Source organism: Mesorhizobium sp. 10J20-29 (assembly GCF_054130485.1).
This window is the reverse complement of sequence record NZ_CP199156.1, coordinates 2,914,183-2,934,271: the sequence shown is the minus strand read 5'-3', so window position 1 is coordinate 2,934,271 and position 20,089 is coordinate 2,914,183. Positions and strand designations below refer to the sequence as shown.

Below are 20,089 nucleotides of genomic sequence, written 5' to 3'. Positions count from 1 at the left end.
TCAGGCGGGCTTCCTTGCAACGAGCGACTTGTAGAGATCGGCGTATTTCCGGGCGCTGCGGTCCCACGAGACATCGGCCTTCATGCCCTGCCGCTGGATCGCGGACCATGTCGAAGGCGCGGCATAGGCAGCCGTCGCGCGCGAGACTGCGTGCATGAAGGACCCGGGTTGCGCGGTATCGAACTCGAAGCCGGTTGCCACACCTGCCGAAAGCGCGGCCTCGTTGGCGTCGATCACCGTGTCGGCGAGCCCGCCGGTGCGCGCCACGATCGGCACGCAGCCATAGCGCAGCCCGTAGAGCTGGGTCAGGCCGCAGGGCTCGAAGCGCGAGGGAATGACGATGGCGTCGCAGCCGCCCTGCATCAGATGCGACAGGCTCTCGTCATAGCCGATCACCACGCCGACCCGGCCGCGATGGCGCGCAGCACCCGCCAGCAGCGCACCTTCCAGTGCTGCGTCGCCCGAGCCGAGCACCGCGACGCGGACGCCCGCCGCCACCATGCCGTCGAGATTGGCGACCAGGAGGTCCATCCCCTTCTGCCAGGTCAGGCGGCTGACGACGCAGATGATCGGGCTCTCGTCGTGTTCGAGGCTGAAGCGCTTTTCGACCGCGTTCCTGTTGACCCGCCGCGCCTCCAGAGCCGCCGCCGAGTAGTTGGCGACGAGGTGCCTGTCGGTCTCCGGATTCCAGGTCTCGACGTCGATGCCGTTGACGATTCCATGGAGATCGCTCGCCCGCATGTTGACGAGGCCGTCCAGCCCCATGCCGAAGTCGGGTGTGCGGATTTCCTGGGCGTAGGTCGGGCTCACCGTGGTGATCGCCCAGGCCGCCTGCAGGCCGGCCTTCAGAAAGCCGACGCCGCCGTAATATTCGACGCCGTCGAGGCTCATTGCCGCTGCCGGCAATCCGAGCTCGGCGAAGATGCCGGCGCCGAACTGGCCCTGGAAGGCGAGATTGTGGACCGTCAGCGTCGAGGGTGTCGTGACCGCCGCGCCGTAGCGCATGTAGGCGAGCGTCATCGCCGACTGCCAGTCATGCGCATGCACGATATCGGGCACCCAGCCCTTGATCGCACCGGCGGCAATGTCGGCGCCGGCCTGGCTGAGCGCCGCGAAGCGCCGCCAGTTGTCGGGAAAGTCAGAACCCGTGGCGTCGCCATAGGGACCGCCCGGCCGCTCGAAGAGATGCGGCGCGTCGAGAATCAGCAGGTCGAGGCCCGCCACGCCGGCCTTGTAGATGGCAGCCTTGCCACCCTGCAGCGCGGCATATTTGTGCAGCGCCCTGCCCTTCTTGAACGCCTTCATCACCACCGGGTAGCCGGGGATAAGCGTGCGCGTGGAGACGCCAAGCTTGGCCAATGCGAGCGGCAGGGCGCCGGTCACGTCGGCCAGTCCGCCGGTCTTGATCAGCGGATAGATTTCGGGCGTGACCGCAAGTACCTGCATATGCCTCGATGCTTTCCCGCTAAAGTTCCAGCTTGTCGATCATGTCCTGGGTGATCAGGCAGACGCCCTTTTCCGAAACGCGGAAGCGCTTGGCATCGAGGATCGGGTCCTCGCCAACCACCATGCCTTCCGGGATCTTCACGCCGTGGTCGATCACCACCCGCTTCAAGCGGACGTTGCGCCCGACATAGCAATCGGGAAGCATCACGACGTCTTCCAGCGTCGAGAAGGAATTGATGCGCGCGCCGGTGAAGATCAGGCTGCGCCGCAGCGAGGCGCCCGAGATGATGCAGTCGCCGGCGACCAGCGACGACACCGCCGATCCCCGTCGGCCGTCCTCGTCGTGCACGAACTTTGCCGGCGGCTTCAGCTCGGCATAGGTCCAGATCGGCCAGTCACGGTCGTAGAGATCGAGTTCGGGCGTGATGTCGGTGAGGTCGATATTGGCTTCCCAGTAGGCGTCGATCGTGCCGACATCGCGCCAGTAAGCCTCGTTCTCGGACGTCGCGCGCACGCAGGACTTGTTGAAGCGGTGGGCAACCGCCTTACCGTGTTCGACGATGTAAGGAATGATGTCCTTGCCGAAGTCGCGCGTCGATTCCGGCTCGGCTGCGTCGCGCCGCAACTGTTCCATCAGGAACTTGGTGCGGAACACGTAGATGCCCATCGAGGCCAGCGCGCATTCGGGCTTGTCGGGGATGCCGGGCGGGTCGGCGGGCTTCTCGATGAAGGAGATGATGTTGTCCTTGCCGTCGACATGCATGACACCGAAGCCGGTCGCTTCCATGCGCGGCACTTCGAGGCAGCCCACCGTCACGTCGGCATTGGCGTCGACATGCTGGCGCAGCATCAGCTCGTAATCCATCTTGTAGATGTGGTCGCCGGCCAGGATCACCATGTACTCGGGACCGTAGTCCTCGATGATGTCGATGTTCTGGTAGACCGCGTCGGCCGTGCCCTCGTACCATTGCGTCTCCGAGACGCGCTGGCTGGCCGGCAGGATGTCGAAGCTCTCGTTACGTTCCGGCCGCAGGAAGTTCCAGCCGCGCTGCAGGTGGCGGATCAGCGAATGCGCCTTGTACTGTGTCGCGACGCCGAGCCGGCGGATGCCGGAATTCAGGGCATTCGACAGCGCAAAGTCGATGATGCGCGTCTTGCCGCCGAAATAGACCGCCGGCTTGGCGCGCCGGTCTGTCAGTTCCTTCAACCGGCTGCCCCGGCCGCCGGCCAGCACATAGGCCATGGCGTCACGCGCCAGCGGCTGGGTTCTGTTTCTGGCCTCCACCATTTTCTCCTCCCCGTTACTCATTCGCCCACGAACTCGAGCATGATCGTCGACAGCGGCGGCAGCACCATGGTGGCCGTAGCGCCGCCCTCGCCGGGCGTCGCCTCCACCGCGCCGCCATTGCCCTTGCCCGAGCCGCCATAGTCGGCGGCGTCGGTATTCATGATCTCGCGCCAGCGTCCGGCCAGCGGCAGCGGCACGCGATAATTGTCGCGCGGCGCGGGCGTGAAATTCGAGATGATGGCGACCGGATTCTCGCCCGGCGCGCTGCGCAGCCAGGCAAACACCGAATTGTCCTTGTCATCGGCGATCAGCCAGGTGAAGCCGTCGGGCTCGCAGTCGCGCGCATGCAGCGCCGGACGCGAGCGATAGAGATAGTTGAGATCGCGCACCAGCTTGTGCACGCCCCGGTGCGGCTTCTCGTCGAGCAGCCACCAGTCGAGCGCGCGCTCCTCGCTCCATTCGCGCCGCTGTGCGAACTCCTGTCCCATGAACAGCAGCTTCTTGCCGGGGTAGCCCCACATGAAGGCGTAGTAGGCGCGCAGATTGGCGAATTTCTGCCATTCGTCGCCGGCCATCTTGGTGAGCAGCGTGCCCTTGCCGTGCACCACCTCGTCATGGCTGAGCGGCAGCACGAAATTCTCGGAGAAAGCGTAGAGCAGGCCGAAGGTCAGGTCGTTGTGGTGATGCTTGCGGTGGATGGGATCGCGCGCGAAATATTCGAGCGTGTCGTGCATGAAGCCCATGTTCCACTTGAAGCCGAAGCCCAGCCCGCCCTCGTAGACGGGCTGCGTCACCTTCGGCCATGACGTCGATTCCTCGGCAATGGTCATGACGCCCGGGTGGTGCCCATACACCTCCTCGTTCATCTTCTGCAGGAAGCTCACCGCCTCGAGGTTTTCTCGGCCGCCCTTCTCGTTGGGGATCCACTCGCCCTGCTTGCGTGAATAGTCGAGGTAGAGCATCGAGGCCACGGCATCGACGCGCAGTCCGTCGACGTGGAATTTCTCCGCCCAGTAGAGCGCATTGTTGACGAGGAAGGAGATCACCTCGCGGCGGCCGAAATTGTAGATCGCCGTGTTCCAGTCGGGATGGAACCCCTTGCGCGGGTCTGCGTGTTCGTAGAGTGCCGTGCCGTCGAACATGGCCAGGCCGTGCGCGTCGACCGGAAAATGCGCCGGCACCCAGTCGAGGATGACGCCGACGCCGGCCCGGTGTGCGCCGTCGATGAAACGGGCAAAGCCTTCCGGCTCGCCGAAGCGGGCGCTCGGCGCGAACAGGCCGGTCGTCTGGTAGCCCCAGGACGGGTCATAGGGATGCTCGGAGATCGGCATGAACTCGATATGGGTGAAACCGCAATCCACGACGTAGGGGATCAGCCGGTCGGCCATCTCGTCCCACGACAGGAAGCTCCCATCGTCGCGGCGCTGCCACGATCCGGCATGCACTTCCAGCGTCGAGATCGGCTCGCGCCGCTTGTCGGCCTTGCGCCAGTAGGCGCGGTGCTTGTCGTCGCCCCACTGGTGAGCGAGCGGCGCCGCGGTGATGGAGGCGGTCGCCGGCCGGAACTCGGAGCGGGTCGCATAGGGATCGGCCTTCAGCGGCACCGTCTCGCCGGCTGGTCCTACGATCTCGTATTTGTAGGCGTGCCCGGGCGCGAGATCGGGGATGAAGACCTCCCAGATGCCGGTGTCCTGACGGTTGCGCATGGCGTGGCGCCGGCCGTCCCAGTCGTTGAAATCGCCGACGACGGAGACCCGTTTGGCGTTCGGTGCCCAGACCGCGAAGTTGAAGCCGGTCGCTCCCTCGTGGTCGAGCTGGTGCGCGCCAAGCTTGTCGAACAGCCTCAGATGCGAGCCCTCGGCGATATAATAGTCGTCCATAGGACCGAGCACCGGACCAAAGGAGTAGGGATCGGTCAGCCACCAGTCGCCGCCGGCGTTGCGGGCATGGTAGCGCAGCGGCTGGCGCTTGCGGATCTTGAGCTTGCCCTCGAAGAAGCCGCCATCATGGCGGCGCGCCAGCGTGCCGGCTTCCTTGCCGTCCAGCGTGAAGGCGCTGACGGTCTCGGCATGCGGCACGAAGCAGCGGGCGACGAGGCCGCCGCCGGGCGCCTCGTGCACGCCCAGCACAGCAAAGGGATTGCCATGCGCCCCGGCGACGATCGCCTCCATGTCGCCGGCAGACGCAAGCGCGGGGCCGTCCTTGGTCGCTGAAGCGCGCGGCTTCGTCATTTCCTCGAGGCCCTCCCTGGGCCCTTGTGCGGTCTTGTCGCCGCTATTGTGCAATTCACATCATAAAGGGACGTTCCAGATATCCTTCGCGTATTGCCGGATCGTGCGGTCGGAGGAGAACCAGCCCATGCGCGCCACGTTGCGGATCGCGCGGGCGTACCAGTCGGGGCTGTCGCGCCAGACGGCGTCGACATCGCGCTGCGCCGCGGCATAGGCATCGAAATCGGCGGCAACCATGAACCAGTCATGTTTGTAGAGGCCGTCGATCAGCTCGGCATAGCGCGTCGGATCGCTGGGCGAGAACACGCCGGTGGCGATCGCCGACAGCGCCTGCGCCAGTTCCGGCGATCCGTCGATGACCGCCTTGGGATCGTAGCCGTTGTTGCGGCGCTCGGCGACTTCCTCGGTCTTCAGGCCGAAGATGAAGATGTTCTCGTCGCCGACGCATTCCTTGATCTCGACATTGGCGCCGTCGAGCGTGCCGATCGTCAGAGCGCCGTTCAGCGCGAACTTCATGTTGCCGGTGCCGGACGCTTCCATGCCGGCCGTCGAGATCTGCTCCGACAGGTCGGCCGCGGGCATCATGATCTCGGCCAGGCTGACATTGTAGTTCGGGATGAACACCACCTTCAGCAGGCCGCGCACCGCCGGGTCGCGGTTGATCACCTTGGCGACGTCGTTGGCCAGCTTGATGATCAGCTTGGCGTTGTGATAGCTCGGCGCCGCCTTGCCGCCGAAGAATTTCACGCGCGGGATCCAGTCGCGTTCGGGGTGCGAGCGAATCTGGTCGTAGAGCGCCACCGCCTCGACAATGTTGAGCAGCTGGCGCTTGTATTCGTGGATGCGCTTGACCTGGATGTCGAACAGCGCCGACGGATCGACCTTGATCCCGAGCCGCTCGGCCACGAGGTTCGACAGCCGCTCCTTGTTGGCGCGCTTCACCCCGGCAAACTTCTCGCGGAAGGCCGAATCCTCGGCGAACTTGTCGAGGCCCTTCAGCTCGTTGACGTCGTCGAGGAACTTGTCGCCGATAACCTCTTGCGCCAGGCGGGTCAGGCCGGGGTTGCACTGAATCAGCCAGCGCCGCGGCGTGATGCCGTTGGTCTTGTTGTTGATGCGGTCCGGATAGAGCTTGTGAAGGTCGGCGAAGATCGTCTCCTTCATGAGCTCCGTGTGCAGCGCCGACACGCCGTTGATGCTGTGCGAGCCGACGAAGGCCAGGTTGCCCATCCTGACGCGGCGGTCGCCATCCTCCTGGATCAGCGAGATCCGGCGGACCTGCTCGTCGCTGAAGCTGCCGGCGGCGCGCACCTCGTGCAGCACCTCGGCGTTGATGGCGTAGATGATCTGCATATGGCGCGGCAGCAGGCGCTCGAACATCGGCACCGGCCAGCTCTCCAGCGCCTCGGGCAGGAGGGTGTGGTTGGTGTAGGCGAAGGTCCGCTTGGTTATGTCCCAGGCATCGTCGAAGTCGATGCCGTGCACGTCCATCAGGAGGCGCATCAGTTCAGGCACGGCGATGGCCGGATGCGTGTCGTTGAGATGGATGGCTGCCTGGTCGGGCAGCGAGTGCAGGTCGCCGAACTGGCTGAAATGGCGCTGGATGATGTCCTGCAGAGAGGCCGTGGAAAAGAAGTATTCCTGCCGCAGCCGGAGTTCCTGCCCGGCCGTGTGGGAATCGGCCGGATAGAGCACACGCGCCAGCGATTCCGCCTTGTTGCTCTCGCGCAGCGCGCCGATGTGGTCGCCGGCGTTGAAGGCGTCGAGCAGGATCGGGTCGATCGCCATCGCCGACCAAAGCCGCAGCGTGTTGACGCGCTTGCCGCGCCAGCCGACGACGGGCGTGTCGTAGGCGACGGCAAGGATGCGCTCCATCGGCTTCCAGACGTGACGCTCCAGACGCCCCTGCCCCGTGGTAACCGATTCGACATGGCCGCCGAAACCGACCTCGAAGGAGCGCTCGCGGCGTTCGAATTCCCAGGGATTGCCATGGTCGAGCCAGGTTTCGGGCAGTTCGACCTGCCATCCGTCGGCGATTTCCTGGCGGAACATGCCGTTGGCGTAGCGGATGCCGTAGCCATGCGTGGGCACGTCGACGGTCGCCATCGATTCCATGAAGCAGGCGGCGAGCCTTCCCAGGCCGCCGTTGCCGAGTGCGGCGTCCGGTTCGAGCGCGGCAATCACGTCGAGGTCGACGCCGAGCGACTCGAGCGCCTGGCGCATCGAATCCAGAAGGCCGAGATTGGAGAATGCGTCGCGCATCAGCCGGCCGATCAGGAACTCCAGCGAGAGGTAGTAGACGCGCTTTTCCTTGAGCTCGTAGGTCTCCTTGGTCGACTCGATCCAGTGATCGATGATGCGGTCGCGCACCACCTCGATCGAAGCGGTCAGCCAGTCATGCTGGGTCGCGACCGTCGCGTCCTTGCCGATCCGGTATTTCAGCGCTTTTAGGATTTCGCTCGATAGCGTTTTCGGATCGGATTTTTGCAGGACGGACTGCGGGAGTTCGGATGTCATAGCGCGCGTCATGTCGCCCCTATAGTGTTCTGCACCGCCCGCAACGCAGGCAGTTCCCGGCAATCCTCCCGGAACGATGCTAGCGGTTCCCGGGCGTTTTTCAAACGAATATGCGCCGGGGAAGGATTTTGCGTGTTGCCGTCGAAGCCTCAGGCAGCCTCGGCAGTTCCCTCGGGTTCCTTCGCGCCGGTCATGAAAGCCACCGCGTCCGACATCGAATAGTCCTTCGGATTGATGACGATCAGTCGGCGGCCGAGCCGGTGGATGTGGATGCGGTCTGCAACTTCAAAGACATGCGGCATGTTGTGGCTGATCAGGATGATCGGAATGCCGCGCGACTTGACGTCCTGGATGAGCTCCAGCACGCGACGGCTTTCCTTGACCCCGAGTGCGGCGGTTGGTTCGTCGAGAATGATCACCTTCGACCCGAAGGCGGCGGCACGTGCCACCGCAACACCCTGGCGCTGGCCGCCCGACAACGTCTCGACCGCCTGCTTGATGTTCTGGATCGTCATCAGGCCCAGTTCGTTCAGCTTGTCACGGGCAAACTGCTCCATCGCCGGCCGGTCCAGACGGCGAAGCCAGTTGCCCATGAAGCCGGGCTTGCGGATCTCGCGACCCATGAACATGTTGTCGGCAATCGACAGCGCCGGCGACATGGCCAGCGTCTGGTACACCGTTTCGATCCCGGCATTGCGCGCATCGATCGGCGAGGCGAAGTTGACCACCTTGCCCTCGAGACGCACTTCGCCTTCGTCCGCCTGCACGGCGCCCGAGATCGTCTTGATCAGCGTCGACTTGCCGGCGCCATTGTCGCCGATGACGCCGAGAATTTCGCCCGGATAGAGGTCGAAATCGCAATGGTCGAGTGCCGTAACCTTGCCGTAACGCTTCACGAGGTTGCGGCCCGTCAGGATTGGTTGAATGGTCATGCCGCGTCCTTTCTGATCCACTGGTCGATACCGACTGCGAAAATGATGAGTACGCCGATCAGGAACGAGGTCCATTGCGGATCGGTGCCGACAAGGCGCAGTCCCATTTCGAACACGCCGACAATCAGCGCGCCAAAGAACATGCCGACGATCGTTCCACGGCCGCCGAACAGCGAGATGCCTCCGATCACCACGGCAGTGATCGACTGGATATTGCCGAGCACACCGGTCGAGGCCGAGGGCGATACCGAGCCGAAGCGACCGATCATCACCCAGCCAGCGATGGCGCAGAAGAAGCCAGCCAGCGCATAGACCTGGATAAGTGTCTTGGAGGTGTTGACGCCCGCCAGCTTCGCCGATTCAGGATCATCTCCCACCGCATAGACATGCCTGCCCCAGGCCGTTTCGCGCAGCAAATAGGCCATGATTGCCACGAGCGCGATCAGCAGGAAGACTGCAAGCAGCACCTTGAAGCCGCTGTTTGGAGTGCCATCACTGGCAAAGACCAGAGCCTCGCCCCAGATGCGCAGCGATGGCGCCTTTTCTGAAATGTCGGAGGAACGTATCGTTTCGTTGGCCGAGTAAATGTAGTTCGACGCCAGGATGATTTGCCAGGTTCCGAGCGTCACGATGAAGGGTGGCAACCGGATTCGCGCCACCAGAAAGCCGTTGATCGCGCCCATCGCCGTGCCTGCGGCCAGGCCCATGGCGATCGCTGCAGGTGCGGGTATTCCATACCGGAAGGTAAACTGCCCCATCAACACCGAGCAGAAAACCGCCATCGCGCCGACGCTCAGGTCGATGCCTGCGGTCAGCACCACGATCGACTGCGCGCAGCCGAGAATGCCGACGATCGCGATCTGCTGGAGAATGACCGAAAGCGTCGAGGCCTTGAAGAAATTGCCGTTCAGCAGGCCGAAGATCACGACTGCCACGAGCAGCACGATAATGGGCACGGCCGAGGGCGTCCGATGCAGCCAATGCTGGATACGCTTCAATGGAGTCTTGTATGGTTCGTGGAATTCGGCAACCGCGGTGGCTGCACCGCTCAGGCCGGCTTCGAACCCTGATGGCTTCTCGCTTGTCCCTGGCATGGATTCCCTCCTGCAATATGATTGGCCAATGTAATGGCTCTTATGAAGAGGGCGGCTCGAGGCCGCCCTCCTCCCAATCTGACGTCAGATCGGATTGTCGATCAACCTGAATATCAACCCCAGCAGAGCTCGGTGCCCTTGGCGGTGTCGATCGATTCCACGCCCTCGGCCGGCTGGTCGGTGATCAGCGCAACGCCGGTATCGAAGAAGTCCTTGCCTTCGGTGGTCGCCGGCAGGGAACCGTCAGCGGCGTATTTGGCGATCGCTTCGATGCCGAGCGAGGCCATCAGCAGAGGATACTGCTGGGACGTGGCGCCGATCACGCCTTCCTTGACGTCGGCGACTCCCGGGCAGCCACCGTCAACCGAGACGATCAGCACGTCGGTCTTCCCGGCTGCCTTCAGCGCTTCGAACGCGCCGGCCGCTGCAGGCTCGTTGATCGTGTAGACGACATTGATGTCGGGGTCCTTGGCCAGCAGCGATTCCATCGCCGTGAGACCACCTTCTTCATTGCCGGCAGTCACTTCATTGCCGACGATGCGCGGATCGGTCTCGTCGCCCCATTTGTTCGGGTCACCGAGGTCGATGCCGAAGCCCTGAAGGAAGCCCTGGTCGCGCAGGACGTCGACGGAAGGCTGCGAGATGGCGAGATCCAGCATTGCAATCTTGGCATCGGCCGCCTTGTCGCCAAGCTTGGCTTTCGCCCACTGGCCGATGAGAAGACCGGCCTTGAAATTGTCGGTAGCGAAAGTCGCATCAGCTGCGTCGATCGGGTCGAGCGGGGTATCGAGCGCAATCACCAGCACGCCGGCATCGCGGGCGTTCTTCACGGCATCGACGATTGCCTTGGTGTCGGACGCCGTCAGCAGGATGCCCTTGGCGCCGTCGGCGACGCATGCCTCGATTGCCGCGACCTGGCTTTCATGATCGCCATCGACCTTGCCGGCATATGACTTCAGCGAGACACCCAGCTCGCCTGCCTTGGCCTCAGCGCCTTCCTTCATCTTGACGAAGAACGGGTTGGTGTCGGTCTTGGTGATCAGGCAGGCGGCGGTGTCGGCAGCCGAAGCTGCGGACGAGAATGCCAGCAGGCCAGCTGCGGCTGCGCCAAATACTGTCGATTTCAGAAGTGCGATCTTGGTCACTGTGTAATCCTCCCGGGTGAAAGAAAGTCGGTGCCGTTCATTCGGCATCCGGTCGGCGGCCGATAACTGCTGGCCGCCTTGCGATCAGAAAACAGCAAAGCCGGAGCAGAGTCAATAATAAATAATTCATTCTGATTTATTATTGACATGCCACTCTGTGACACTCATTGTTGCGGTTATGTCGCGTCCCCGCGTAAGGATGCGGCGCATGGGAGGAGCTTGACGTGGATACTGGCAACAACAGGCAAGGTTCGACCGAACCGGCCGACCGCCACTTCCACCATGGCACCAACCAGAGCGGCATGCGTGACCGTAATGAGCGCCTCGTCTTCTCGCTGGTGCGCGAGCACGGCAGCCTCTCCAAGACCGAAATCGCCCGCATGACCCGGCTTTCCGCTCAGACCGTCTCGGTCATCATGCGCGAGCTGGAGAAGGAGGGCCTGCTCATCCGCCAGGAACCGGTACGCGGCAAGGTCGGCCAGCCCTCTGTTCCGATGTCGCTGAACCCCGATGGAGCGTATTTTCTCGGGCTGAAAATCGGTCGACGCAGCGCCGAACTCGTCCTCATCGACTTGCTCGGCAACGTCCGGGCCATGCTCCAGAATTCCTATCGCTACCCGGCGCCGCGCGAAACGGTCGAGTTCGTCAGCGATAGCATCAAGCGCATGCGAGCCGGCCTGACTTCAACCCAGAATGCGCGCATCGCCGGCCTCGGCATCGCCATGCCGTTCGAGCTGTGGAACTGGGCGGATACGGCGGGCGCGCCGCGCGACATCATGGACCAATGGCGCCATTGCGATATCCGCGCGGATATCATGGCGCAGTGTAAACTGCCGGTTTATCTGCAGAACGACGCGACCGCTGCCTGCGGCGCAGAACTGGTGTTTGGCCAGACCGGTGGCCTGCGCGATTTCATCTATTTCTACATCGGCGCCTTCGCCGGCGGCGGAATTGTCCTCAATGGCGGGCTGTTTGGCGGCCACAGCGGCAATGCCGGCGCAGTCGGTTCAATGCCGGTACCGGGGCCCGAGGGTCGGCCAGCCCAACTCATTGACATTGCATCGCTTGCCATCCTCGAGAAAACGCTCAATGAGCGGGGCATAGACGCCAACTATTTGTGGACGCAACCGGAGGAATGGCGTGGCGAGGAACCGGAATTCGAAACCTGGTTCCAGACCGCCGGACGCGCGCTTGCCTACTCCATTGTCTCGGCATCGGCCGTCATCGACTTCGAAGCGGCCATCATTGACGGCTGGATGCCCACAAACGCCCGCCAGCGGCTCGTCGCGGCGGTCACCGAGGCGCTGCAGCATATCGACGTCGAGGGGCTCAGCGTTCCGGCTGTCCGCGAGGGCACCGTCGGCATTCATGCGCGCGCGCTCGGCGGCGCCAGCCTTCCCCTGTCGGAACGTTTCCTGATCGGCTCCGGCGCACAACAGAGCTGGGCCTGACCATGCTGATCGGGATCCCGGACCTGCTCGGCCCCGAATTCCTGGCGACGCTGCGCGCCATGGGGCATGGCGACGAACTGGCAATCGTCGACGCCAACTATCCGGCCGTAGCCCATGGCCACCGTGTCCTGCGGGCCGACGGGCATTCCCTGATCGACGTCATCGACGCGGTGCTCGCGGTGCTGCCGGTCGACGATGCGGTGCCGCAGGCGCTGTTTCGCGCCGCGCCGGCCGGCGATGCAGAGGCACTCGATCCGGTGCATGTCGAAATCGTCGCCGCTTGCCAGCGCCGCGCTCCGGGCCGCGAGGTCGTAGCGCTCGCCGGCCAGGCCTTCTATGACAGGGTCCGGTCGGCCTTTGCGGTGGTTGCGACGGGCGAGAGGCGCCTGTATGCCAATTTCATTGTCCGCAAGGGCGTCATCCACCCTGGAAGAGTACCTGACAATGATCATCTGCTGCGGTGAAGCCCTGATCGACATGCTGCCCCGCACGGCGACAACCGGCGAGCCGGCTCTGGCGCCCTATTCCGGCGGCGCGGTGTTCAACTCGGCGATCGCGCTCGGCCGGCTCGGCGTGCCGGTCGAGTTCTTCTCGGGCCTGTCGTCGGACCTGTTCGGCGAACAGCTTCAGGCATCACTCGCTGCAAGCCATGTCGGAACGCGCTTTGCCCACATCTCTTCCCGACCGACGACGCTCGCCTTCGTGCACCTTGTGGACGGCCACGCCAGCTACGTCTTCTACGACGAGAACACCGCAGGCCGCATGCTGTCCGAGGACGACCTGCCCGATCTCGGCCCCGAGGTCGACGCCATGCTGTTCGGCGCAATCAGCCTCATTCCGGAACCCTGCGGCGCAACCTATGAGGCGCTGATGGCGCGTGAGCACAGGCATCGCGTCACCATGCTCGATCCCAACATTCGTCCCGCCTTCATTCCCGACCGGGAAAGGCACCTTGCCCGCATGAACCGCATGGTGGGAATGGCCGACATCGTGAAACTGTCCGACGAGGACCTGAAATGGTTCGGCGAGGCGGGCAGCGTCGACGAGATCGCCGCGGACTGGCTGGAGCGCGGCCCCAAGCTGATCGTCGTCACACGCGGCAGCCAGGGCGCCACAGGCTACACCAGGAACCACAGCGTTACCGTCAAGCCGAAGCCCGTGACGGTTGTCGACACGGTCGGCGCCGGCGACACCTTCAACGCCGGCATCCTCGCCTCGCTGCACGAGCAGGGCGCGCTCTCCAAGTCCGCCCTCGCCGACCTCTCGGAAGACGCCATCCGCAGTGCCCTGTCGCTGGGCGCCGCGGCCGCGGCGATCACCGTCTCGCGCGCCGGCGCCAACCCGCCCTGGAAGACAGAACTCGCCTGAACCCGGTCGTTTCCGGGCATTCTTGCCGATCACATTATGTTTCGGAAAATTGGCCGGCTTGCCGGTTCCGCGCCGGCGGGGCCCCGATTGCCGGGTTTTCGGCCTTTCCGGGCCATGCGGACCCTGACGTTCCGGTAACGTGGCGCCAGCAATGCGCGCATTTGCGCCCTCGGCGGGTGCTTTCGAGGCAATACCATCTCTGCTATCAGCCACCCGATACTGAAATCATCCGGGTGACGCATGCAATTCATCGATCTTGGCGCGCAGCGCGAGCGTATCGGCGACCGTCTGACGGCGGCCATCAACCAGGTAGTCGCCGACGGCCGCTACATTCTGGGCCCGCAGGTCGCCGAGTTCGAGCAGAAGCTCGCCGCCTATGTCGGTACCAGGCACTGCATCGCCTGTGCCAACGGCACCGACGCTCTGCTCCTGCCGCTGCTTGCCTCGGGAATCGGTCCCGGCGATGCGGTCTTCGTGCCGAGCTTCACCTTCGCGGCGACGGCCGAGGTCGTGGCGCTCGCCAAGGCCGAACCGGTCTTCGTCGACGTCGAACCCGACACCTACAATATCGATGTCGCCAGCCTCGAGGCGGCGATAGAAATGATCAAGGCCGAGGGCCGCCTCGTGCCGCGCGCGATCATCCCGGTCGACCTGTTCGGCATCGCCGCCGACTACGAGGCGATCGCCGCGATTGCGGCACGCGAAAACCTCATCGTCATCGAGGATGCAGCGCAGGCCATCGGCGGCTCGACCGGGGGACGCATGTGCGGCTCCTTCGGGCTTGTCGCCTCGACCAGCTTCTATCCGGCCAAGCCGCTCGGCTGCTACGGCGACGGCGGCGCGATGTTCACCAATGACGATGCCTTTGCCGAAAAACTTCGCTCCTACGCCTTCCACGGCAAGGGAGAGACGCAGTACGACAATGTCCATATCGGCCTGAACTCCAGGCTCGACACGATCCAGGCGGCGATCCTGCTCGAAAAGCTCGCCATCCTTGAGGACGAGATGGAGGCGCGCAACCGCGTCGGCGAGCGTTATGCCGAGGGTCTTGGCGATGTCGTCAAGGCGGCGCGCGCGCCCGCTGGCGACCGTTCGGCCTGGGCGCAGTACGCCATCGAGACGCCGAACCGCGACGCGCTGAAAGCGCATCTGCAGGAAAACGGCATTCCTTCGGTGATCTACTACGTCAAGCCGCTGCACCAGCAGGTCGCCTATCGCGACTTCCCGGTGGCGCCGGGCGGCCTGCCGGTTTCGGAAGCCCTGCCCAACACCATCCTGTGCCTGCCGATGCACCCCTATTTGTCGACGGAAGACCAGGACCGCGTCATCTCGACGATCCGCAACTTCATCGGCAGCAATGCGGCGACGCTCGCCGCCGAGTAGGCGGCACGGCAGCCCGACAACTCCGCCGTTCCAGCCGCCTAGTGGCCGGGGACGTTGCCGCGGGCGATGAAATAGGGGTTGGCAAAGTCGCTGTCGCTCGCCTGGTTGCACTTGCCGTATCCGAGCGGTTCGCCGTCGAGGGTGGTGGTGCAGCCGCCGGCGGCGCGCAGCACCGCGTCGCCCGCCGCCGTGTCCCACTCCATCGTGCGGCCGAAACGCGGATAGATGTCGGCCTCGCCATTGGCGACCAGGCAGAATTTCAGCGACGACCCTACCGAGACGATCTCGGCCGCCTCGAACTGGCCAATGAAGTCGTCGGTCTCCGGCGTACGATGCGAACGGCTGGCAACGATGGTCAGCGGCGCGGCACCCGCGCGCACCCGGATCGGCCGGCGGCCGGCGATCTCGCCCTCTTCGTTCAGTTCCACCAGTTCCGCCCTGCCCGGACGGCCTGAAAAGAAACGGCCGGTGCATGGTGCATAGACGACGCCGACCTCCGGCGTGCCGTCGCGCACCAGCGCGATGTTGACCGTGAAATCGGTGTTGCGGTTGATGAATTCCTTTGTGCCGTCGAGCGGGTCGATCAGGAAGAAGGCCTCTCCGACGCTGCATGGCGCGGTTCCTGCCGCAGATTCCTCCTCGGCGACGCAGGGGATCGACGGGAACGCCTCGCGTAGCCCTGCGAGAATGATCTTCTCGCTCTCGCGGTCGGCCTCGGTCACGGGAGATTCGTCCGACTTGCGGTCGACCGCGCAGCCGGCATGGAAGACTTCCATGACCTTTCGGCCGGCGTTCAGCGCCAGATCTTCGAAGACCCCGAGGATCGCCGCGTCGTCAGATGCCGCCGCCTTCTTCATACTGCTGTTCCATACGGTCGCGTTCGATCAGCCACTCGTCGAGAAGTTCTACCATCATTTCGGGCGACTTGCCGAGCGTTTCGAGATGGATTTCCGGTGCTTCCGGCGCTTCGTAGGGAGAATCCACACCCGTGAAGTTCTTCAGCTTGCCGGCCAGTGCCCGCGCATAGAGACCCTTGGGGTCACGCTTGGCGCATTCCTCGAAGGGCGTATCGACGAATACCTCGACGAATTCGCCCTTCGGCAACAGGTCGCGCGCCATCCGCCGCTCCGCCCGGAAGGGCGAGATGAAGGAGACGATGACGATCAGGCCGGCATCGGCCATCAACTTCGCCACCTCGGCAACACGGCGGATGTTTTCGACGCGGTCCTCGTCGGTGAAGCCGAGATCGCGGTTCAGTCCGTGCCGGACATTGTCGCCGTCCAGTATGTAGGTGTGGCGGCCAGACGCGTGCAGCTTCTTCTCCAGAAGGTTGGCGATGGTCGACTTGCCCGAGCCCGACAGGCCGGTGAACCAGAACACCGCCGGCCGCTGGTTCTTGGCCAGCGCGCGCTCCTTCTTGTCGACGTCGAGCGACTGCCAGTGGATATTGTCGGCGCGCCGCAGCGGATGCAGGATCATGCCGGCGCCGACCGTTGCATTGCTGATCCGGTCGATCAGGATGAAGGCGCCGGTCGCCCGGTTGTCGGCAAAGCTGTCGAAGGCGATTGGCGACTGCACCGAGATGTTGCAGATGCCGACCTCGTTCATCTCCAGCGACTTGGCGGCCTCGCGGGCGAAATTGTTGACGTTGATGCGGCACTTCAGCTCCGTCACCGTAGCGCTCGCCTGGTCAGTCTCGGTGCGCAGAATGTAGGAGCGGCCGGGCAGCAGCGCGTGCTCGTTGAACCAGACGAGGTTGGCCGCGAACTGGTCGGCGACATGCGGCCGGGAATTCGGCGCCACCAACATGTTGCCGCGCGAGATCTCGACCTCGTCGGCCAGCACCAGCGTCACCGCCTGGCCGGCGACGGCGCTCGCCAGATCACCGCCCTGCGCAACGATGCGCTTGATGCGCGAGCCCTTGCCGGACTTGGCGACGACCACCTCGTCGCCCTGGGAGACCGAGCCCGAGGCGATGGTGCCGGCAAAACCGCGAAAATCGAGATTGGGACGATTCACATATTGCACCGGAAAGCGGAACGGTCCTTCCACTGCGATGTCGTCGACCACCACCGTCTCAAGATGATCGACCAGTGTCGGCCCCGAATACCAGCCAATCCGCTCCGAGCGGCGCGCGACATTGTCGCCATAGCGCGCCGACATCGGGATCGGCGCGATGGACGCGAAGCCGAGATCCTTGGCGAAGCCGGCATAGTCGGCGACGATCCGGTCGAACACCGCCTGGTCGAAATCGACGAGGTCGATCTTGTTGATCGCCAGCACGATGTGGCGGATGCCGAGCAGCGAGGCGATGATCGAATGGCGCCTGGTCTGCGCCAGCACGCCCTGCCTGGCGTCGACCAGCACGATGGCGAGATCGGCCGTCGAGGCGCCAGTCGCCATGTTGCGCGTGTACTGCTCGTGGCCCGGCGTGTCGGCGACGATGAACTTGCGCTTCGGCGTCGCGAAGAAGCGGTAGGCCACGTCGATGGTGATGCCCTGCTCGCGCTCCGCCTCAAGCCCGTCGACCAGCAATGCGAAATCGACATCCTCGCCGGTGGTGCCGTGCTTCTTGGAATCGCGCTCCAGCGTCGCCAGCTGATCCTCGAATATCTGCTTGGTGTCCGAAAGAAGCCTGCCGATCAGGGTCGACTTGCCGTCGTCGACAGAGCCGCAGGTCAGAAACCGCAGCAGCGACTTGCGCTCCTGCCCGGCTAGGTATTCGCGGACGCTCTCGACCGCCTCGATGCTCTTGGCCGTGCTGTGGCGCATGTCAGAAATACCCTTCGCGCTTCTTCTTTTCCATGGAGCCGGACTCATCGCGATCGATCATGCGTCCCTGTCGCTCGGAGGTGCGGGCGGTCAGCATCTCGCTGACAATGCCTTCCAGCGTATCGGCGTCGGAATCTATCGCGCCGGTCAGCGGATAGCAGCCAAGCGTCCTGAAGCGTACCATGCGGTTCTGCAACGTCTCGCCCGGCTTCAGCTCCATGCGCTCGTCGTCGCGCATGATCAGCATGCCGTCGCGCTCTACCACCGGCCGCTCCTTGGCGAAGTAGAGCGGCACGATCGGGATGTCCTCCTGCAGGATGTACTGCCAGATATCGAGCTCGGTCCAGTTGGAGAGCGGGAAGACGCGAATCGATTCACCCTTGGCTACCCGGGTGTTGTAGATCTTCCACATTTCCGGCCGCTGGTTCTTCGGGTCCCAGACATGCTGCGCGTCGCGGAACGAGAAGATGCGCTCCTTGGCGCGCGATTTTTCCTCGTCGCGCCGGGCGCCGCCAAAGGCCGCGTCGAAGCCGTGTTTGTCGAGAGCCTGGCGCAGGCCGACCGTTTTCATCACGTGAGTATGGGTGTTCGACCCATGCGTGAACGGGCCAATGCCGTCACGCACGCCGTCCTCGTTGATGTGGACCAAGAGGTCGAAGCCGAGCTTCTCGGCCATCGCATCGCGAAACTCGATCATCTCGCGGAACTTCCACGTCGTGTCGACATGCAGGAAAGGAAACGGCGGCTTCGCGGGATAGAAAGCCTTCATCGCCAGGTGCATCAGCACCGAGGAATCCTTGCCGACCGAGTAGAGCATGACCGGCTTGGAAAAAGTCGCCGCCACCTCGCGAAAGATGTGGATCGCCTCGGCTTCGAGACGGTCGAGATGAGTCAGTCTTGCCAGCATGGGAACCTTCAGCAACACAAAAGCGCCGCGCCGGGGACAGCACGGGTGTGGAAAATCAATGACTGGCAGTGTCGCACATTCGGCGGTCTCATAAAGCAGCGCGCGTCCAATTTGCCACCATTCGGCAAGTGTAATTTGCCCGCCGCGCCGCCGCAGTAGAACATTGTTTCTGCGAAGCCAAGCATCAGCCAGGCCGGCAATACCCGAAAGAGGCTGCACGCCGGGGATGAATCTGCCATTGCTTGCCGTCAGATCGACGATTCGCGCGAGGCCATGGCACTTTTTCCACCTGTTTCCGCATTGTCCCGCCTCGGCAGGCGTTGCGCAAGCCTGTCGCGGTCGCAAGTCAACGCAGCCTTCACCTTCGCCTGCTTCTCCGTAGCACCTGTTTTCGGCTCGGCCCTGAGCTTCCTTGTCAACGGAGCGGGTATCGAAGGCTTCCTCCATGTCTGCCGCGGCGCAGTGCCGCTCAGCCGCGACCGCGCGATGATCCGTATCACCATCGCCCTCTACGCCTACTCGGCCGTCTATCTCCTGTCGATCTTCACAAACCCGATGATCGGCGGCTGGCCCGGAAAGGCCTGGCCGATCCTGACGCTGCTCTTGTTCCCGGTGCTTTATTCGGGATGGAGCACCGGGAACAAGGAGGCCCTGGCGCGCGCGGCTGTCTTCGGCAGCATGATCGCCTGCTACGGCGCCCTCGTCCTGGCAGCTGCCCAATATCCCTTTTACGGCGGTCGGGCCGAAGGCGGCGCCGGCAACGCGATCATCTTCGCCACCGTCACCTGTCTCGCTGCGCCTGTTGCGCTCGCCGGTGCATTCCTCGTGGAGAAACGGTTTGCCCCGGCCCTATACGGCGCAGTCGGCGCTGCCGCCGTGGCCATCCTCTTGTCGGGGACACGCATGACCTGGGTAGCGCTCTTCGTCGCGCTTGGAGCGGTCTTGTACATCTACAGAGCCGAGATCCGGGCGGGTTTCCCGCGCTGGACGCTTCTGGTCGTTGTCCTGGCCCTGGCGTTGTTTGCAGCCGCCGCAAGCGAAACCGTCCCGCGTCGCGTCGAGGCGCTGGCCAACGACTGGCGCCTGGTAAGCACGGAAGGCGACTACGACAACTCGCTCGGCCAGCGCCTGCTGTTGTGGAGGTTGGGCATCCACCTGGCGCTTCAGAACCGCGTTCTGGGCCAGGGTCCACAATTCACGAAATTGCTCATCCGCGACGAGTATCCCGTCAAGAGCGAGCTGCCCCTGCGGTTTTCCCACTTCCACAACGGATTTCTGGGAGCCTGGGTCGAGGCCGGGCCCATAGGTCTGATTTCGCTGGTAGCGGTCTTCCTGCTTGCTGGCCTCACGGCGTTGCGAAAATTCGCCAGCCACGATCCGGTCGAGCGCTTCGGCTCAGCGGTGCTCGTCACCTTTGTCGCGACCTTCGGAATCGGCGGCATGACCGGCCTCATCGTCGGGCACGACCTTCTCGACGCGGCCTTCATCGCCTTCCTGGTCGTCGGCACCTTCCTGTCGAGCGGCACAATCACGCGCTGGAAGCCGGGTGGGTAGG

At 64.0% G+C, this 20,089-nt stretch carries 15 protein-coding genes; 5 read left to right on the top strand and 10 right to left on the bottom strand.

Annotation, left to right across the window (positions count from 1 at the left end):
• The 7 genes from glgA to ACT2BZ_RS13970 form a co-directional block, all read right to left on the bottom strand.
• Positions 1–1,446 carry a glycogen synthase GlgA gene (glgA, locus tag ACT2BZ_RS14000; protein WP_457935750.1) on the bottom strand — a complete coding sequence of 482 codons (1,446 nt, stop codon included), beginning with the start codon at positions 1,444–1,446 and terminating at the stop codon, positions 1–3.
• A gap of 19 nt (positions 1,447–1,465) precedes the next feature.
• On the bottom strand, positions 1,466–2,734 hold the full coding sequence (gene glgC, locus ACT2BZ_RS13995; RefSeq protein WP_457935749.1) for a glucose-1-phosphate adenylyltransferase: 1,269 nt from the start codon (positions 2,732–2,734) through the stop codon (positions 1,466–1,468).
• Positions 2,735–2,751: 17 nt separating this feature from the next.
• Positions 2,752–4,965, bottom strand: coding sequence for a 1,4-alpha-glucan branching protein GlgB (glgB, locus tag ACT2BZ_RS13990; protein WP_457935748.1), 2,214 nt, complete (start codon positions 4,963–4,965; stop codon positions 2,752–2,754).
• A gap of 60 nt (positions 4,966–5,025) precedes the next feature.
• Positions 5,026–7,494 carry a glycogen/starch/alpha-glucan phosphorylase gene (locus ACT2BZ_RS13985; RefSeq protein ID WP_457935747.1) on the bottom strand — a complete coding sequence of 823 codons (2,469 nt, stop codon included), beginning with the start codon at positions 7,492–7,494 and terminating at the stop codon, positions 5,026–5,028.
• Positions 7,495–7,631: 137 nt separating this feature from the next.
• Complete coding sequence (locus ACT2BZ_RS13980; protein ID WP_457935746.1) at positions 7,632–8,435, bottom strand: ATP-binding cassette domain-containing protein; 804 nt, start codon at positions 8,433–8,435, stop codon at positions 7,632–7,634.
• Positions 8,411–9,508: an ABC transporter permease gene (locus tag ACT2BZ_RS13975; protein WP_457935745.1), complete on the bottom strand. Its 1,098-nt coding sequence runs from the start codon at positions 9,506–9,508 to the stop codon at positions 8,411–8,413. Before ACT2BZ_RS13975 ends, ACT2BZ_RS13980 begins: the two co-directional genes overlap by 25 nt.
• A 113-nt stretch (positions 9,509–9,621) precedes the next feature.
• The gene (locus tag ACT2BZ_RS13970) at positions 9,622–10,653 is read right to left on the bottom strand and encodes a substrate-binding domain-containing protein (RefSeq protein WP_457935744.1); all 1,032 of its coding nucleotides are present in this window, start codon (positions 10,651–10,653) and stop codon (positions 9,622–9,624) included.
• 224 nt (positions 10,654–10,877) lie between these two features.
• On the opposite strand from ACT2BZ_RS13970, the gene ACT2BZ_RS13965 reads away from it, so the two are divergent.
• From ACT2BZ_RS13965 to ACT2BZ_RS13950, 4 genes are all read left to right on the top strand, one after another.
• Positions 10,878–12,104 carry an ROK family transcriptional regulator gene (locus ACT2BZ_RS13965; RefSeq protein ID WP_457935743.1) on the top strand — a complete coding sequence of 409 codons (1,227 nt, stop codon included), beginning with the start codon at positions 10,878–10,880 and terminating at the stop codon, positions 12,102–12,104.
• A gap of 2 nt (positions 12,105–12,106) precedes the next feature.
• Positions 12,107–12,568 (top strand): RbsD/FucU family protein, encoded by a 462-nt coding sequence (locus tag ACT2BZ_RS13960; protein WP_457935742.1) that lies wholly within the window; start codon positions 12,107–12,109, stop codon positions 12,566–12,568.
• Entirely contained in the window at positions 12,549–13,472 is a 924-nt protein-coding gene (locus tag ACT2BZ_RS13955) for a carbohydrate kinase family protein (RefSeq protein WP_457935741.1), read from the top strand. Before ACT2BZ_RS13960 ends, ACT2BZ_RS13955 begins: the two co-directional genes overlap by 20 nt.
• 240 nt (positions 13,473–13,712) lie before the next feature.
• The gene (locus ACT2BZ_RS13950; RefSeq protein ID WP_457935740.1) at positions 13,713–14,855 is read left to right on the top strand and encodes a DegT/DnrJ/EryC1/StrS family aminotransferase; all 1,143 of its coding nucleotides are present in this window, start codon (positions 13,713–13,715) and stop codon (positions 14,853–14,855) included.
• 38 nt (positions 14,856–14,893) lie between these two features.
• On the opposite strand, the gene cysQ is transcribed toward ACT2BZ_RS13950, so the two are convergent.
• From cysQ to cysD, 3 genes are read right to left on the bottom strand one after another with little or no spacing between them, the layout of a single operon-like run.
• A complete protein-coding gene (gene cysQ / locus ACT2BZ_RS13945; RefSeq protein ID WP_457935739.1) occupies positions 14,894–15,712 on the bottom strand; it encodes a 3'(2'),5'-bisphosphate nucleotidase CysQ in 819 nt (272 codons plus the stop codon).
• Positions 15,690–17,627, bottom strand: a complete 1,938-nt coding sequence (cysN, locus tag ACT2BZ_RS13940) for a sulfate adenylyltransferase subunit CysN (RefSeq protein ID WP_457935738.1) — start codon at positions 17,625–17,627, stop codon at positions 15,690–15,692. The genes cysQ and cysN overlap by 23 nt, the downstream gene beginning before the upstream one ends.
• Before the next feature lies 1 nt (position 17,628).
• A complete protein-coding gene (gene cysD / locus ACT2BZ_RS13935; protein ID WP_457935737.1) occupies positions 17,629–18,534 on the bottom strand; it encodes a sulfate adenylyltransferase subunit CysD in 906 nt (301 codons plus the stop codon).
• Positions 18,535–18,807: 273 nt separating this feature from the next.
• Between cysD and ACT2BZ_RS13930 the strand changes: the two genes are divergently transcribed.
• Positions 18,808–20,088, top strand: a complete 1,281-nt coding sequence (locus ACT2BZ_RS13930) for an O-antigen ligase family protein (RefSeq protein WP_457935736.1) — start codon at positions 18,808–18,810, stop codon at positions 20,086–20,088.
• Position 20,089 lies beyond the last annotated feature (1 nt).

Excerpts from the sequence above, each read along its gene's own strand:
- glgA (WP_457935750.1), bottom strand. The coding sequence starts at position 1,446 with ATGCAGGTACTTGCGGTCACGCCCGAAATCTATCCGCTGATCAAGACC.
- glgC (WP_457935749.1), bottom strand. The coding sequence starts at position 2,734 with ATGGTGGAGGCCAGAAACAGAACCCAGCCGCTGGCGCGTGACGCCATG.
- glgB (WP_457935748.1), bottom strand. The coding sequence starts at position 4,965 with ATGACGAAGCCGCGCGCTTCAGCGACCAAGGACGGCCCCGCGCTTGCG.
- ACT2BZ_RS13985 (WP_457935747.1), bottom strand. The coding sequence starts at position 7,494 with ATGACGCGCGCTATGACATCCGAACTCCCGCAGTCCGTCCTGCAAAAA.
- ACT2BZ_RS13975 (WP_457935745.1), bottom strand. The coding sequence starts at position 9,508 with ATGCCAGGGACAAGCGAGAAGCCATCAGGGTTCGAAGCCGGCCTGAGC.
- ACT2BZ_RS13960 (WP_457935742.1), top strand. The coding sequence starts at position 12,107 with ATGCTGATCGGGATCCCGGACCTGCTCGGCCCCGAATTCCTGGCGACG.
- ACT2BZ_RS13955 (WP_457935741.1), top strand. The coding sequence starts at position 12,549 with ATGATCATCTGCTGCGGTGAAGCCCTGATCGACATGCTGCCCCGCACG.
- ACT2BZ_RS13950 (WP_457935740.1), top strand. The coding sequence starts at position 13,713 with ATGCAATTCATCGATCTTGGCGCGCAGCGCGAGCGTATCGGCGACCGT.
- cysQ (WP_457935739.1), bottom strand. The coding sequence starts at position 15,712 with ATGAAGAAGGCGGCGGCATCTGACGACGCGGCGATCCTCGGGGTCTTC.
- cysN (WP_457935738.1), bottom strand. The coding sequence starts at position 17,627 with ATGCGCCACAGCACGGCCAAGAGCATCGAGGCGGTCGAGAGCGTCCGC.
- cysD (WP_457935737.1), bottom strand. The coding sequence starts at position 18,534 with ATGCTGGCAAGACTGACTCATCTCGACCGTCTCGAAGCCGAGGCGATC.
- ACT2BZ_RS13930 (WP_457935736.1), top strand. The coding sequence starts at position 18,808 with ATGGCACTTTTTCCACCTGTTTCCGCATTGTCCCGCCTCGGCAGGCGT.